The organism is Dellaglioa carnosa (assembly GCF_026948345.1).
In the GTDB taxonomy this organism is placed as follows: Bacteria; Bacillota; Bacilli; order Lactobacillales; family Lactobacillaceae; genus Dellaglioa; species Dellaglioa algida.
The window spans coordinates 322,046-338,252 of record NZ_JANXLI010000002.1 but is presented as its reverse complement, the minus strand read 5'-3'; the positions used below and the strand labels follow the sequence as shown (position 1 = coordinate 338,252).

At 36.0% G+C, this 16,207-nt stretch carries 11 protein-coding genes and 1 pseudogene; 7 read left to right on the top strand and 5 right to left on the bottom strand.

From position 1 onward, the window contains the following. Positions 1–351 precede the first annotated feature (351 nt). Positions 352–2,382, bottom strand: coding sequence for a copper-translocating P-type ATPase (locus N0K80_RS04535; protein ID WP_269023949.1), 2,031 nt, complete (start codon positions 2,380–2,382; stop codon positions 352–354). 173 nt (positions 2,383–2,555) lie between these two features. Continuing rightward, positions 2,556–4,549 (bottom strand): annotated as a pseudogene (locus N0K80_RS04530) (glucose PTS transporter subunit IIA). Positions 4,550–4,769: 220 nt separating this feature from the next. On the opposite strand from N0K80_RS04530, the gene treR reads away from it, so the two are divergent. Together treR and treC are read left to right on the top strand one after the other, a co-directional pair. Further along, positions 4,770–5,489 carry a trehalose operon repressor gene (gene treR / locus N0K80_RS04520; RefSeq protein ID WP_269023915.1) on the top strand — a complete coding sequence of 240 codons (720 nt, stop codon included), beginning with the start codon at positions 4,770–4,772 and terminating at the stop codon, positions 5,487–5,489. 21 nt (positions 5,490–5,510) lie between these two features. Beyond that, positions 5,511–7,157, top strand: a complete 1,647-nt coding sequence (treC, locus tag N0K80_RS04515) for an alpha,alpha-phosphotrehalase (protein ID WP_269023913.1) — start codon at positions 5,511–5,513, stop codon at positions 7,155–7,157. Positions 7,158–7,228: 71 nt separating this feature from the next. Here the strand turns inward: treC and N0K80_RS04510 are convergent, their stop codons facing one another. Next, positions 7,229–8,536, bottom strand: coding sequence for a sialate O-acetylesterase (locus tag N0K80_RS04510; RefSeq protein WP_269023912.1), 1,308 nt, complete (start codon positions 8,534–8,536; stop codon positions 7,229–7,231). A 307-nt stretch (positions 8,537–8,843) separates the two neighbouring features. Between N0K80_RS04510 and N0K80_RS04505 the strand changes: the two genes are divergently transcribed. Continuing rightward, on the top strand, positions 8,844–10,166 hold the full coding sequence (locus tag N0K80_RS04505; protein WP_269008283.1) for an MATE family efflux transporter: 1,323 nt from the start codon (positions 8,844–8,846) through the stop codon (positions 10,164–10,166). A gap of 20 nt (positions 10,167–10,186) precedes the next feature. Continuing rightward, positions 10,187–10,534 carry a VOC family protein gene (locus N0K80_RS04500; RefSeq protein WP_269008282.1) on the top strand — a complete coding sequence of 116 codons (348 nt, stop codon included), beginning with the start codon at positions 10,187–10,189 and terminating at the stop codon, positions 10,532–10,534. A 108-nt stretch (positions 10,535–10,642) separates the two neighbouring features. Here the strand turns inward: N0K80_RS04500 and N0K80_RS04495 are convergent, their stop codons facing one another. Next, positions 10,643–12,205 carry a DUF805 domain-containing protein gene (locus N0K80_RS04495; protein WP_269023911.1) on the bottom strand — a complete coding sequence of 521 codons (1,563 nt, stop codon included), beginning with the start codon at positions 12,203–12,205 and terminating at the stop codon, positions 10,643–10,645. Positions 12,206–12,490: 285 nt separating this feature from the next. On the opposite strand from N0K80_RS04495, the gene N0K80_RS04490 reads away from it, so the two are divergent. Together N0K80_RS04490 and N0K80_RS04485 are read left to right on the top strand one after the other, a co-directional pair. Next, the gene (locus N0K80_RS04490; protein ID WP_269023910.1) at positions 12,491–13,147 is read left to right on the top strand and encodes an ABC transporter ATP-binding protein; all 657 of its coding nucleotides are present in this window, start codon (positions 12,491–12,493) and stop codon (positions 13,145–13,147) included. After that, positions 13,140–13,898, top strand: coding sequence for an ABC transporter permease (locus N0K80_RS04485; RefSeq protein WP_057973982.1), 759 nt, complete (start codon positions 13,140–13,142; stop codon positions 13,896–13,898). The genes N0K80_RS04490 and N0K80_RS04485 overlap by 8 nt, the downstream gene beginning before the upstream one ends. A 93-nt stretch (positions 13,899–13,991) precedes the next feature. Here N0K80_RS04485 and N0K80_RS04480 read toward each other — a convergent pair whose 3' ends face one another. Then, positions 13,992–15,434, bottom strand: coding sequence for an MDR family MFS transporter (locus N0K80_RS04480; RefSeq protein WP_269023909.1), 1,443 nt, complete (start codon positions 15,432–15,434; stop codon positions 13,992–13,994). A gap of 154 nt (positions 15,435–15,588) precedes the next feature. On the opposite strand from N0K80_RS04480, the gene N0K80_RS04475 reads away from it, so the two are divergent. Further along, on the top strand, positions 15,589–16,179 hold the full coding sequence (locus N0K80_RS04475) for a TetR/AcrR family transcriptional regulator (RefSeq protein ID WP_269023908.1): 591 nt from the start codon (positions 15,589–15,591) through the stop codon (positions 16,177–16,179). The last annotated feature ends 28 nt before the right edge of the window (positions 16,180–16,207 follow it).

The following is a 16,207-nucleotide window of genomic DNA, read 5'->3' as shown; positions in this document are numbered from 1 at the left end:
CATATCATTCTTGTAATGCGCTTACTATTTTATATTGCACACGATTTAATTATAGAATGCAGTCATTTAAGTTATAGATAGCATTACATGGGGCTACATGTCGCGTGCAACACTAAAGCGCTTTAAAAAAACTTTTTTTTAGAGCATTTTTTATTTTGATTTTTAACGCCGTTTATCCGTTTATATCTATCCTTATTGATATAATTGTTCATCTTTAATGACGCTTTTTTATTAAATTAGACAAAAAAAGAATCCGCCTTTCCTTTGACCATTAACTAGTCCAAAGGGGGAAGATTCTCTATAATTAATTATATAAATAAGGTTAATATTATACCAATATATTTTAACGGTTTAGTCATGCAGCGTTATTGCATTAACGGCAACAACAATTGTGCTCAATGACATCACGACTGCACCAACCAATGGGCTCAAAATAAAGCCTATTGGCGCTAATATACCTGCGGCTAGTGGTAACGCAATAATGTTATATCCCGCACCCCACCAAAGGTTTTGAATCATTTTCAATCTGGTGTTACGACTTAACGTCAAGAATTTTACTATATCCGTAGGATTACTTTTAACTAATATCACATCAGCAGAATCTACGGCGACGTCTGTTCCTGACCCAATTGCCATACCGATTGTTGCCCCAGCCAAACTTGGCGCGTCATTAATTCCGTCACCAACCATAATCACATTGTGCCCTTCGCCTTCTAATTGCACGACAATTTTAGCTTTATCTTCCGGCATTAAATTAGCTCGAACGTCTTCAATTCCCAATTTAACACCTACTTTTTCAGCAGCGTGCTGGTTATCACCCGTTAACATAATCGTTTTAATCCCCATCTTAGTTAATTGTTCAACTAGGCCAAATGATTCCCGTTTAATTTGATCACCTTGAGCGGCGTAGCCAATTACTTTGTCATTTTGAATGAGGTAACTAATAGAGTCTCCTTCATCATCCGAAACCAATTCATCGGTTAATAACTGATTTTTTTTAACGTATGCCTCAGAAACAATTTTATATAAATCATCTTTGATATGACCCTCTAATCCGACACCATTAATTTGTTGCGTATCATTTGCAGTTGGAATTTGAAGACTTAAATCCTCTGCTTTTTGAATAATCCCTTTACCCAAGGGATGTGTTGATCCGCGTTCTAATGAGGCCATCAAGCCAATAATTTCTGATTCAGAAAAATCTTTTGAATATGTTTGATAATTCGTTACCACAAAATGACCTTCTGTTAAAGTTCCCGTTTTATCCACAAGTAATGTATCAATTGTGTGCGCAACTTCTAGCGCATTTCTATTTTTAATCAATAAACCATTTTTCGCTGAGAGAGAGGTACTTCTCGCAACAACTAATGGAATTGCTAATCCCAATGCATGGGGACACGCAATAACCAGAACGGTTACAAGAATTGACAACGCCTGGCTAAACGTTCCCGTAAACATCCAAACAATAAACGCTAAAATTCCAACAGATAAAGCCGCATAAAATAAATACCCCGCAACTTTATCAGCTAGCGTTTCAGTATTTGATTTCTCTGACTGTGCTTTCGAGACTAATTTAACAACCTGAGCTAAATATCCCGTTTCTCCAGTTCCCGTAACAGTCATTGTTATTTCACCGTTACCATTCACTGACCCACCAACAACTTTATCATCAATTGTTTTCTCAACTTGTTTTGACTCACCAGTAATCATAGCTTCGTCAACGCTCGTTTTACCAGAAATAATTAAGCCATCTGCTGGAATTGTTTCATTCCCTTTAACTAATAGTACATTTCCCACTTTGACTTGAGTTAAATCAACTTCTTTAATCTCATTATTTTCATCCATGACATGCGCTTGTTTAGGCAAGAGTTCTGCTAATTTTTGTACAGCGTCACCCGCTGCCATAATCGCGTTCATTTCAATCCAATGACCTAGCAGCATAATCACAATTAAGGTTGCCAGTTCCCAGAAAAAGTCCATTACATGGTGACTTGGGTCCACAATATTATTCATGATTACTGCGTACAAACTATATATGTAAGCAACGCTAATTCCCATTGCAATCAGTGTCATCATTGCTGGCTTCCTATCTGCCAGCTCCATTTTTGCACTGTCTAAAAATGTTTTACCACCATAAAAGAACAATGCAGTCCCAATCGCCGTTACGACCCAATCAGATCCAGTAAATGTGAATTGAAATGGTAATTTAAGCCCCATCATGGGAGTCATTAAAATAATTGGGATTGCCATCACCAATGATACCCAAAATTTCAATTTTAAATTTCCCATGTGCATCATATGACCACCCGGCATATCGTCCATGTCCATTTTATCGTGGTCCATCCCTGGCATATCCATATGCTGATGGTCCATATCTTTCATATTATCATGATCCATATTACTCATATCTTGATGATCCATCATTATCGCCTCCATAATTTATGTTTTAAGTTTACAATCGTAAACTTAAAAAGTCAACTATTTCGATTTGACAACTTAAAAGAACCTACAAAAATACCCCTTAAATTCTTTAACTTTAAGGGGTATTTTATATATTAATTTTTGCCGATTGTTTTACGACGAGTGACATTTTTTGCCTCTGTAACATCAGAATCTTTAAATCCGAAGAACCATGTGCAAGCAAATGCAACGATAATCGTCACGATTGACGCAATCCAGAAATTAATTTGGTTACTCATACCACCACCAAATTTTAATGGTGTGAAGAATGAAGGAAATCCAATTAATGAACCAGTGAATCCATACATATTAACATTCAACAATCCGGCAACTAATCCACCAACTGCACCACCAATATTAGCCGATAAGAAAACACGTCCATACTTCAACGTTATTCCATAAATTGCGGGTTCAGTAATACCACTGAAAGCCGCAATTACAGCACCACCAGATAACTCTTTAATGTTGGCTATTTTTGATTTAATCATAACTGCCATCACGGCAGCACCTTGAGCAACCATTGTAATTGACACAATAGCATTCAAGTAGCTATAACCCTTTGATGCGATATCATTCGCAATTAATGGAACAACTGCCCAATGTAATCCAAAGATAACTAAACATTGGTATAATCCCCCGATAACAAAACCTGCGATGGGGTAATTTGCTGTTAAAATTGCGTTTAAAATAATAGATATACCTGTACTAATTAATGTGATAATAGGTCCAACAATAACAATAATAGCAGCTGATACAATCATAACTTCTAATAATGGTACAAAAATCATTCGTAATACTTGTGGGATAACTTTTTTAAGCCCTTTTTCAACATAATGTGCCAACCACGCACCAGCAATAATTGGGAAGATACTGTAAGTATAGTTAACCATGTGAATTGGAATACCAAACAAATTAGTGTTTAATGACATTCCTAGCACTTGACCGAAAACTTTTGTTCCTGTTGCAATTCCGAAAAGTGACGGATAAACCAAGACACCTCCGACAATGGCCATAATAATTGGATCAGCTTTTAATTTCTGGGCAGCCGTAAACCCAACAATAATAGGTAAGAAATAAAATGCTGAATCCCCCATTGCTGAGATGAAAATATAAGTTTGTGATGTGGCTTCTGTCCAATGAAAATCAACAGCCATTTGGAGTAACCCTTTTAAAATACCACTTGCGGCTAACAATCCAATCACAGGCATCATCGAACCCGTGATTACGCCAATCAATCCGCTGAATCCGGCGTTTAATTTACCACGAAATGTTGTTGGCTTCTCATCAGCTTGTTGATTATCATCATTAGCATCAACTTCGCCACCGGCGTATTCCGCTCCTAATTGAGCAATCACAGCATCATAGACATCCGTGACAGCTGGCCCAATCACAACTTGATATTGCCCAATTGCATGGCGAACATCAATAACGCCCGTTAAATTTTTAACAACCTCATCATCGGCTTTACTTTCGTCAACTAGATAAAACCGTAACCGCGTAATACAGTGAATTAGGCTCTTAATATTTTCTTTGCCACCGATTTCTCTAATAATATCAGTCGCTAATTGCGTATAGTCTTTTGCCATAACTAGTTCTCTCCTTTCGACGTTCCGGACCCTAACTCTGTGCCGCCATCAAACGCTTGAGGATCTGACAAAGTTAGACTGTCTAACTGATCACTCGTATTTGTAACAACAACTATCAATACATCATCGAGTTTTGCCTCAGACACTTGCGCTAAATCCATGGTTCCCAATAGTTCTCCACCACGAACACGTGCACCTTTTTTAATATCAATATCAAATGGTGCACCATTCAATTCAACCGTATCAACACCCATATGCAGCAAAATTTCTAATCCATTATCCATCGTAAATCCAAGTGCATGCTTCGTTGAAGCCACTAACGTTACAGTTCCTGATACGGGGCTATAAATATTCCCCATTGTTGGTTTGAATCCGAATCCATCACCCATTAATTTTTGGGCAAAGACTGAATCACTGACGTCTTCCAAAGGAATTAAAGATCCTGTGGCTGGTGCATATAACTTATCATCATTGATTTTTTGTTTTCTTCTAAAAATTGACATTTCTTTTCCTTCTTTCTGTAGTTAATCCCATTTCCAACCTAATAACTCATATCGTGGTTATCTACGCGTCATTAATTAAACGCTTTCAAGTTACACTTATAATAAACCTGTATATACAACATGTCAACGCTTTCTTTTTAATTAAATAAAAGGTTTACACGGTCTTGTATAGACTTGATTGTTTGTGTTAAAATGACTTTATCATTTGGAGGTAATTATTATGACTAACCAAAATAAGTACTTAGGTATCTATCAAGACCTTGTCACTAAAATAACGCATAATATCTACGAAGCGGGAACGTTTCTACCTAGTGAAACTCAACTGAGTGAACTCTATGGGAGTTCTCGTGAAACAATTCGAAAAGCACTACAAAACTTACTTACAAACGGTTATATTCAAAAAATTCGCGGAAAAGGGTCATTAGTCTTAGACGTTAAGCGTTTTGTATTTCCCGTCTCAGGCATTACGTCATATAAGGAACTGGACGAATCATTACAAATGGATTCGGAAACTAAGGTTCTTCAATTGACTAAATTAACCATTCCTACGGGAAGTTTTGCTCCAGAATCCATTGTTGGTGATGAGGCTACCTTCATTGAACGATTACGCCTTGTAAAAAATGAACCTAGTGTTATCGATCGCGATTACATACTTTCAAATATTGTTCCCACGGTACCATTAACGGTTGCTCAAAATTCTATATATGAATATTTTGAAAATAAATTGGGTCTGGAAATCAGCTACGCTGTTAAGAAAATCACAGTTGAACCAGCAGACAAGACCGTTCAAGAACTATTAGATATTCCAGAAACTGAATCTGTCGTAGTAGTTCGAAGTGAGACCTACTTGCAAGACAGTCGCTTGTTCCAAATAACTGAAGCTATCCACCGTGCAGATCGTTTTAGTTTTGTTGAATTTGCTCGTCGAGTTAAAAAATAAATAAATTATGGGAGCGTAATTATGAAATTTGAAGATAAAATCATTTACCAAATATATCCCAAATCATTTAACGACAGTAATGGTGATGGTATCGGCGATTTACAAGGGATTATTGAGAAAATTCCATACTTAGAGCAACTCAATATAGATATGATTTGGTTTAATCCATTTTTTATTTCGCCACAAAATGATAACGGTTATGATATTTCAGATTATTATCATATTGATTCTCGTTTCGGAACTATGGCTGATTTTGAAGAACTTGTGTCTAAACTTAAGGCCATAGGGATTGAAGTTATGCTGGATATGGTTTTTAACCATACTTCGACTGAACATGAATGGTTTCAAAAAGCGCTTAATGGTGATCCAAAATACCTAGACTACTACTATGTTCGTGACCCCAAACCCGATGGATCTCCGCCAACGAATTGGCGTTCTAAATTTGGTGGTTCCGCATGGGAACCTTTTGGGGAAACCGGCAAGTACTACCTTCACTTATACGACCCAACACAAGCCGATTTAGACTGGCATAATCCAGCGGTTAGAAACGAAATGTCTAAAATTGTTAATTTCTGGCGTGGGAAAGGGGTAAAAGGATTTCGCTTCGACGTCATTAACGTCATTGGAAAAGACAGTCACCTAATTGACGCGCCCGTTGACAGTGATGGCAAGTTTTTATATACAGATAAAAAAATTGTCCACCAATATTTACGGGAGCTAAATCAAACCAGTTTTGGCCAAGATCCAGATGCAGTAACAGTTGGTGAAATGTCCTCCACCTCGATTGAAAATTGTATTGAGTATACGTTAGCGGAAAGAAATGAATTATCGATGGTCTTTACTTTTCACCATCTAAAAGTTGATTATAAACATGGAAATAAATGGTCAACAACACCTTTTAACTTCATGAATTTAAAAAATATCTTAAATGATTGGCAATTAGGTATGACAAGTGGCCACGGTTGGAACGCTCTTTTCTGGAATAACCATGACCAGCCTCGTGCATTGAATCGTTTTGGCGATCCCGTTCATTACCGTGAAAAATCCGCTGAAATGTTGGCTACTACCATTCATTTATTACGCGGAACACCTTTCATTTATATGGGTGAAGAAATTGGTATGAGTAATCCGCAATATAAAAAATTGTCTGATTACAATGACATTGAAACTAAAAATGCCTATGCGGAGTTATTAGAAAATGGGAACAGTCCCGCTGAAGCACTGACAATCATCCAAGCTAAATCTCGTGACAATAGCCGAACGCCCATGCAATGGAATCAGTCCGAATATGCAGGTTTTTCAACGCAGACACCATGGTTAATGCCCACGAATCAGGCAATAGTGAATGTTGAAAATGAGTTAGTGAACGGCGAAATCTTTAATTACTATCAAAAATTAATCAAATTACGTAAATCCCATCCAATTATTTCAGTGGGTGATTATTTACCGCTTCTCATGAACAATACTCATGTCTTTGCCTATCAACGAACGCTTAATAATCAGCGTTTAATTGTTTTAAATAACTTTTATGGAACAAAAACAACCATTGATCTACCTGAATTTGATGGAATATCGTCAGTCATTATTACCAATTATTCAACGGACGTGCCTTTAACGTCACTTATGACACTAGAACCCTATCAATCAATCGCCTTTTTAATTGAATAACAAAAAAGCCTTACAATGGCGAAGTTTATCACTTCAATATTGCAAGGCTTTTTATATTTTATTTAATTGGATTAATCAAAATATATTCTAAATGGACTGACGGGCGTATGATTTTCATTCCATAAGCCTGCTGTAGTCACATTAGCATACGCATACTGTAATCCTAATGAGTCTTCTTCTAATTGAATCTTGATATCATTTGTACCTAAATCAATTACTGCAGGTTTTAAGACATCCCCTGGCATCATCCATTTCAAATCAATTGGGTAAACAGTTTCAAGTTGTTCACAATTTGAAAAATTAAGGCGCATTTGTTTAACATCCGCAGAAATTTCAGATAGTTGAGGACTCGTTTGCATTTCATCAAACTTACCGAAGTTAGAATATAACTCAATAATACGGTAGCCTAATTGTCTTTTACTACTTGGGTGAATTTCATCCGCAGAAGGTTCATCCATCGTTGTTACTAAGTAAACACGGTTTTCTGTTGCGGCAAATTGTTGCTGCGCTTCACGGATTTCTGCCCATGAGTTAACAATATTTTTATTATATTGTGGTAATTGAATAATGTAGGTCGGCAATTTATTTTGTTTGAGCGTTTTACGCCATTCACGAATTAGTTTCTTTAAAAGCAATCCATAATGTTTCGTATCTATTCCGGCATCTCGTTCACCTTGGTACCAAGCAAGCATCTTAAAGCGATAAGGTCCCACTTGTGACAACATTGTGTCATAAAGATTTTCAGATTCTTCTAAACTGGGAATCTTAGTATCAACATAAGCTGCCTTTAAAGTGGCATCATTCATTAGCGTTTTTTCTGAGACCCAGCTTGCAGCCGAAGTTCCATTTTTTGCGCATAAAACAATACCAACCGGTGTATATTCATCGTATTGACGAATTTTTTTAGCCATATAATAACCCATTGCAGTAACATCACCGATGTTTTCTCCATCAACAATTTGCCAAGGATTATCTTCTGTTGATTGTGTTTCTGGTATATTAATAAAACGGAGATTCATCATTGGCATCGATTTATTATGTTCATATTCATCATCTTGAGCCATTTTAAAATTAGCATTTGATTGACCGGCAACTAGAAAAACATCACCAAATTGGACATCGCGTAAAATAATTTTATCTGTACCAGATGTTACCAAAATAGTCACAATCGTGGGTGCCAAAAATGAAATACTTTCAATCAGGAAATAGCCCGTTTCGTCGGCAATTCCGGTTTCAACTGTATCTTCGCTACCGCCCATTGAAATGGTTACGGTCACTTCTTGATTAGGTTCTGCGTAGCCAAAAAAACGCGTCGTTTGGTCTTGTTGCAAGACCATATGGTTAGTAAATAGTGGTGCTAATCGTAATGTAGTTGCCACTGTTAAACCTTCTTTCTAGTCGTTGTCCATTAAGTATCCTTTACGATTATAACATAAGATAAGCCCTGACTACCTTTTAATCAAAGCGATTAACCATCATTTTTTCACGATTTCTTAATCATTAGTCCTAGCTATTTTGAATAATAGTTGCTAGAATGAAGAAAGTTAAAGCAGAGTAAAATCGCCGGGTTTTACAAAAATAATAGTTATCACATCCAAGAGGCCATTTTTCAATGAAGGATGTTGGTACCTATTTTTTATTACACTTTATTGCGTGATAAAAGATAGGTGTTAATAGGAGAGCGAAATGACCAACCAAACTGTATCAATCCGTCGCGAACTTTCGGGATACGTGACACGAAATGTTTTAAGTACCTTAGGTTTATCCGTGTATCTTCTGGCAGATACTTATTTTATCGCCAATGCAGTCGGTACCACTGGACTAGCCGCCTTAAATATTGTTTTACCACTTTTTAATTTATTAAACGGTGTTGGACTAATGCTCGGAATTGGTGGTGCCACCTTATTTTCTATTTTAAAAATTAAGGATCAAGCGGCCAGCAAAAAGATTTTCTCGCAGGTTTTGGCTGTTGGTATCATTTTTGGTCTAGCATTCTCGGTTTTTGGCTTTCTATTCATGAGCCCACTACTTCATTTTTTAGGTGCGAACGCAGGAACCTATGGATTAGCCTCTGAATACCTTACTTATATTCTATTAGCCGCACCATTTTTTGCATGTAACTATCTAGTCTTAAGTTTCATTCGAAATGATAATAATCCGCAATTATCAATGATTGCAATGCTGGTCTCTAGTCTATTCAATATCGTTTTCGATTATATTTTCATGTACCCCTTACATCTTGGCATGGGTGGGGCCGCAATGGCAACTGCCGTTTCTCCAATTGTTGCCTTATCTATTCTAACGCTTCATCGTAAAAAAGAAGATCGGCTTTTAACACTTCAAAAGCCAACTATCCATTTTAAAATAATCAAAAGGGTGGTCCAACTTGGATTCCCCGTCTTTTTAACTGAAATGAGTACGGGTGTCAGCATCTTCGCTTTCAACCTTGTCATCTTAAGTCTGGCCGGAAATACTGCTGTAGCGGCGTACGGCATTATTGCGAATATTATTTTAGTCGCTTTATCACTTTTTAATGGTGTTGCGCAAGGAATCCAACCTTTATTAAGTCGAGAATTCGGGATTCAGAATTGGCCCGAAGTTAAACAAATTCTGCGTTTTGGCTTAACTGTCAGTTTCGCTATTGGAACCATTCTGTACCTCGCATTGACATTCGCAAAAGGACCTATTATTGCGCTATTTAATAACAGTAATAATCAAGACCTTATCCATTACGCAGAAATTGGGATTCCAATCTACTTTTTAAGTTTATTCGGTTCATCCCTCAATATTATCTTTAGTATGTTCTTCTCGGCGATTGAAGAACCTAAACATGCCTTAGTTCTTGCGGTTCTTCGCGGCTACATTTTATTACTAAGCTTACTGTTTATATTCGCTCACTTCTTCAATCTAACAGGCGTATGGGTTGCATTACCTGTTACCGAATTAATTGTTGTTGTGGTAAGTACTTTATTCTTATTCAGTTTCTTCAATAAACAACTTAAAAAATAGTAAAAGAAGGTCCTACATTCATGAAAGTTAAACGTTTTGAAGCAATTACAATTCCCGTTTCCAATATCCAAAGAAGTTTACGTTTTTATCATGAAGTCTTTGATATGACCGTTATTGAAAATAGCGATCAACCAACTGTTCATTTTGGTCATCAAAAAATCAACTTTGAATTATCAAATACAATTAGTCCAATGTCACTGAGTTTCGTTGTCAGTGATCCAATGTCAGCTATAGAAAATCACTTAAAGAATTATTTTGTGACAATTATTAATGGCCCTATTGATAAATCAGATGTTAAAAATGCCCAATCTATCGTAATTTCTGATCCAGATAACCACATAATTGAATTAATTAGCTATCAAAAATAAACCTGCTAACCCAATACCTAACTAAGGTATTGGGTTTTTTGTTCCAAAAAAATAGATCAAGCGATGCGAAGTGCATCACTTAATCTATTCTAAAATGACTTAGATAGTTTATTTGTTAAGTCCATAATTAAAAATTACTAGCCGATCAATGAAGGGTGCCCGGAACAATCCAAACCTAAACTTACTATATTCAGCTGCCGCGCCTTCAAATAAAAGACTAATCTGTTTCTCGCTGGGATCAGCACTTACCTGCTCCACTGAAGGTGGTAAGTATAGACTTGCTAAAAATGTTGATTTATTATTAAAATTCAATTGTCCGTTGTTGAATGCTTCACTTTGCATAATAAGTTTACTTGCACTATCACCATTACTCTGTGTGTACAAAGCAATTACCCAGTTATCATCAGGAGACGGTACCACCGAAAATCCCTGCATCCGATCGTATCCCGGGGTGTATGATTTAATAACATTATTCTTTTTCAGTATATCCGCGACACCCTTCAAAGTTGTTACCTCATCAGGAATGGGTGCGCCTTGCATTGTTTTTTTAGTTACGAGTCCTGACTTATGATCAACCTCGATATCAGTCACACTACGTACACTTTTATTTTTTCCATATTTAACAATTGCTAAATTATTTTTATAATATGACAATCCTGATACTTTACTTGCCCAAGGTAATTTTGCATTTTGCGTTGCCTTAATCGGTTTTTCTGTTTTAGCAGCATCATATTTGGCCATATCAGTTAAGGAGATAGCCTCTATTCTTGCCTCCGCTTTGGTATCATTTGAGACCCATAAAAGTCCATGATCCTTATCAACTGCTAATCCACCGACATGAGACTTAGTGGAAAGAATAATTGTTTTTTGGTATTTACCAGTATCCTTATTCACCAAAAATATAACTGAATTCAATCTATGATTACCATCATAAGCACTAATTAAATACTGCTCTTTTGTCTCCGTTAGACCTTGAGGTACCCAGTTAGTTCCAAATGCTGCGTCTTTAGTATCATGATTAATAGACCACGCACCACGAAGTCCCGGAATAATGACCGTTCGATTTTTACCTTTAGTCATACCCGTAATTTTTTTATCAGAATACTTTGAAACCATTTGATTAAATTGTTCATCAGTTAGTAATGCGTGTTGCTCTGCTGTCCATTTTTTAACTTGTGATGCTTCATACGCCTCGTCACCATAAGTTTCTAAATTCTTCCAGATTACGCTGCCCAAAGACAAGGCTACAACAAGCACAGACATAAGTGCCAATTTACGTTTACTAACATAATAATCTAGTTGCTCATTTGCATCACCTTTTGTTGGTAATACCATTAGAACAAAGAACCAAATCGTTCCGATAACAGGGATTGGCTGCAATAAGACCCACCATCCTGATCGTTTTGTATCATGAAGTCGACGAACTCTTACCGATAACGTCGCCAACCAAGTTAAAATTATTATAACTTCAAGTGACATATTCATTAGCAGAATATTCGCACCATCAACATCACTAATGGCCACTGTCTGCGAAAGAAAATTATCAATAACGGTAATTATGATCCCACTTAGCACATAATTAATAACTATTGCCCACCAATAGTTTTTACGTCCGGTTCGACCAGAAAAATCTAAAATATGTACCCAGAAATCTTTATATGCTTTTATCATTCTGAAACCCCTAATCTTATTTATTACTGAATTGTCTGAAAATTAATCCGGTCAGTTCGGTATGCTATTTTACCGTTTTTGCTCAATTGATATCCCCAATATTTTTTGTTCTAATAACTTCAAACAACTTATATTTAACCATCAAATATTTTACCTAATTATATTATCATCTGTCAATTAATAAGTGCTGGATACACCGTCAAAACAGCTTTTTATATATTTTTACATCTATGGACTATCGGTGGTGAACGTGATAATCTATAGTCGTAGAAAGGTGGGGGCAACATGAAAAATATTATCGATTTACAAGGTGTTTCATTAAAAATTAATGATCAATCAATTTTGAAACACATCTCTTTTAAAGTGAACTCGGGAGATTTCCTAACAATCACAGGACCATCCGGAAGTGGTAAAAGTACCGTCCTAAAATTAATTGCGGGGTTAATTTCAAGAACTTCTGGCGATATCAAGTTTGAGAATCAATCCATCGACGGTTACGATCCAATCGACTATCGTCGAGACGTTTCTTATTGTTTTCAAACGCCTGTTTTATTCGGCGAAACAGTTAAGGATAATCTAGAATTTCCTTATGTAATTCGAAAAAAAACTTTTGACGAAGCGCACGCGATTGCTGAACTTGAATCAGTGGGGCTACCTAGTCATTACTTAAGTAAGTCTATCAATGAATTATCTGGTGGCGAAAAACAACGAGTCGCTTTAATTCGTAATCTTATTTTTTTACCTAAAGTTCTTTTACTCGATGAAATCACAAGTGCTCTAGACTCTGAAAGTAAAAAAATTATCCATACACTAATTAATCACCTAAATGACTCAAATAAAATCACAATTCTTGCCGTCACACATGATGACAATGAGATACAAATGGCTGATCAATTAATTAACATTGAAAAGGGCCAGATGATGGAGGTCGCTCATGAATAATTTAGCTGTTAATAATCTTTCTCTCGTTTTCGCTTTTTCATTAGTTGTGGTTTCGCTTGGCATTGTATACAAGGAGAAGCTAGGCCTAGAAAAAGATATCATATATAGTGTTATCCGTGCGATTATTCAATTAGTTATCGTCGGTTATATTTTAAAATATGTCTTTAACATTAACAATATCATTCTAACGCTAGTTATGATGTTCATTGTTTTCTTTAACGCTTCATATAGCGCCTATAAAAAAAGTGCGGGAATTCCGCACAGTTTCCAAATTTCATTTATTGCCATTTTTTGTAGCACCTCAGTTACACTCGGACTTTTACTTTTGGCCGGAACATTAAAATTTATTCCTTCACAAATCATCCCCATCACTGGGATGATTGCCAGCAACTCAATGGTCGCGATTGGCCTTTGTTACCGAAATCTTAATAGTAACTTTCGTGACCAACGACAACAGATTTTAGAAAAATTAGCTTTAGGTGCAGATTTAAAGCAAGCATCGTACCCAATCATCCGTGAAAGTATCAAGACGGGAATGTCACCAACAATTGACTCAGCAAAAACGGTTGGGATTGTGAGTCTACCCGGAATGATGTCCGGATTAATTTTTGCCGGCGTTGATCCAGTTTTTGCAATTAAATATCAGATTATGGTTACTTTTATGCTACTTTCGGCAACAAGTATCTCATCAATCACTGTCTGTTACCTTTCATATAAACAATTTTTTAACGATAAAAAACAACTACGCTAGTTTAAATATGAAAAGAGCCAAATTATCGTAAAAGATAACTTGGCTCTTTTTTAATTAATTTATTATCATACTTACGAAGTTATTTAGCTCTTTTTACCATTCCGGCGCTTCCTCTTCACCTGATGCAATTTTTTCCATTTCTGCAGATAATGGTTTTTCCGTCATCACTAATCCAAGAATAACAGAAATAATCATAAATGGTATCACCCACATAAAGACCGCATCAAAAGCGTGTACACTGCCCATAGTAGTTGTCACACCCTTTGAAGCGTTACTATATATCACACCAAATAATGCAGTTCCAAATGCACCACCAATACTTTTAAAGAAGTTCAATGTTCCTGTTGCAGTTCCTAAAAATTTATACGATACGGCATTTTGCCCTGCAAGTAATGCGACTTGAATCATAAATCCTATCCCACCACCAGCAACTACCATCATCGTCCCAATAAACCACATACTCGTATGAATTGAAATTGTTGAAAGTCCAAACATTGCAGCACCCGTTATTGCAGCACCAATAATCGGATATATTTTATATTTACCGGTTTTTGAAATTGCTGCCCCACTCACTGCTGTCGTCATAATTAAACCAATCATCATAGGAATAATCATCAATCCTGCTTTAGTTGCAGAATAATGCAACATATATTGTAAGAACATAGGAATAAATAACATACCTACAAATAAGGCAAGCGTTGCAAACATAAATTGGATAGCTGATATAACGAATGTCCCTGATTTAAACATGTGTAATGGTGTAATTGGGGATGCTGCATGTATTTCAGTAAAAATATAAGCCAACATTCCTAATCCAGTAACAATAATCAGACTTATAATCTGGGTTGAATTCCAAGTGTACTTCTCACCACCCCAAGTAATAACAAGCAATAACGTTGCTGTCACTACAGCGGCTAATATTCCACCAGTAATATCCACTTGACCATGAGCCGTTGGTTTGGGTAAATCAAGTTTCCATGCAGCCATAATTAGAGCCAATAACCCAATAGGTACATTAATATAGAATATCCATTGCCATGAAACATGTTCAACAAGTGCGCCACCTAAGAATGGACCAGCAACTAAAGCTAACATTGAAATAGCTCCGGTATAAGCCATATATTTTGATCGTTGAAGTGGTGGAACAATATCACCAATAATAGCCATTACTAATGAATTTAAGCCACCTGCACCAATACCTTGAATAGCACGAAATAAAATTAGCATAACCATGTTTTGGGATGCTCCAGAGAGAATAGAACCAATTAAAAAAACAATAATTGAGAATTGAAAAATCCCTTTGCGTCCATACATATCACCAATCTTACCAAAGAGCAAAGTCGTAATTGCACTCGTCAACAAAAATGCTGTTGCGACCCAAGAAATATATTGCGTATCACCTAAATCCTTACCAATAGTTGGTAGAGCTGTTGCAACGATTGTTTGATCTAATGTTGAGATAAATAAAACCAACATTAGCGGGATTAATAATGGTACCATCTTACGAAATGAAACTGTATTATTGATTTTTTCCATAATATAACCTCTTTATTTTTGATAAAAGTAAACTTAGTTACCTTTTCTGTAATTCAAATAGTAACTCAGTTACTTTTTAATGTCAACAAAAAAGTAACTGAGTTTACTTTTTATGTTAAGATAGAATCAATAAAGTATTCTGGAGGTTAATTTATTGGGGAAACGAGAAGACAATAAACAACGAATTAAACAATCAATTGTTACTAATGCCTGGCAGTTATTTAGTGAATCTAGTTTCAATGACGTTAAGGTCGCTGATATCGCTAAAGCAGCTAACATTTCAGTTAAAACATTATTTACTTATTTTAATAGTAAAGAAGATATCATCTTTGATGATCAAGAAGAGCTTATCAACATAATTATCGCAAAACTAGATGACGTTAACCAAAGTCAATATTTTACGGTTCTAGAAAAGCATATAATTGAAGAATTTGGAGAAGATGACGCTGATTTAAGAGATGATGATACTAAATCATTAATTAGAATGATTAGCAATAATCCTACTATTAGTGGTCGTTTAAATCAGATGTGGTTGGAATATGAGTATGTAATTCGCCAATATCTAGCAGAAAAACAACAACTTTCAGTAAATGATGCCCAGATTACCGTAATGAGTGCTCAACTTATTTTGCCCTATCGTTTATTAGTTGAACATTTAATTATGTTGTTAACAGATGGTCATAAAATTAACTTAGTAGATTTACGTAAATGGATGCACGAACTTTTCATTACCTTAACTAAATAAAAGAGAGTGTCTATGTGAAAAATTCACA

Excerpts from the sequence above, each read along its gene's own strand:
- N0K80_RS04535 (WP_269023949.1), bottom strand. The coding sequence starts at position 2,382 with ATGAAAGATATGGACCATCAGCATATGGATATGCCAGGGATGGACCAC.
- treR (WP_269023915.1), top strand. The coding sequence starts at position 4,770 with ATGACTAACCAAAATAAGTACTTAGGTATCTATCAAGACCTTGTCACT.
- treC (WP_269023913.1), top strand. The coding sequence starts at position 5,511 with ATGAAATTTGAAGATAAAATCATTTACCAAATATATCCCAAATCATTT.
- N0K80_RS04505 (WP_269008283.1), top strand. The coding sequence starts at position 8,844 with ATGACCAACCAAACTGTATCAATCCGTCGCGAACTTTCGGGATACGTG.
- N0K80_RS04500 (WP_269008282.1), top strand. The coding sequence starts at position 10,187 with ATGAAAGTTAAACGTTTTGAAGCAATTACAATTCCCGTTTCCAATATC.
- N0K80_RS04495 (WP_269023911.1), bottom strand. The coding sequence starts at position 12,205 with ATGATAAAAGCATATAAAGATTTCTGGGTACATATTTTAGATTTTTCT.
- N0K80_RS04490 (WP_269023910.1), top strand. The coding sequence starts at position 12,491 with ATGAAAAATATTATCGATTTACAAGGTGTTTCATTAAAAATTAATGAT.
- N0K80_RS04485 (WP_057973982.1), top strand. The coding sequence starts at position 13,140 with ATGAATAATTTAGCTGTTAATAATCTTTCTCTCGTTTTCGCTTTTTCA.
- N0K80_RS04480 (WP_269023909.1), bottom strand. The coding sequence starts at position 15,434 with ATGGAAAAAATCAATAATACAGTTTCATTTCGTAAGATGGTACCATTA.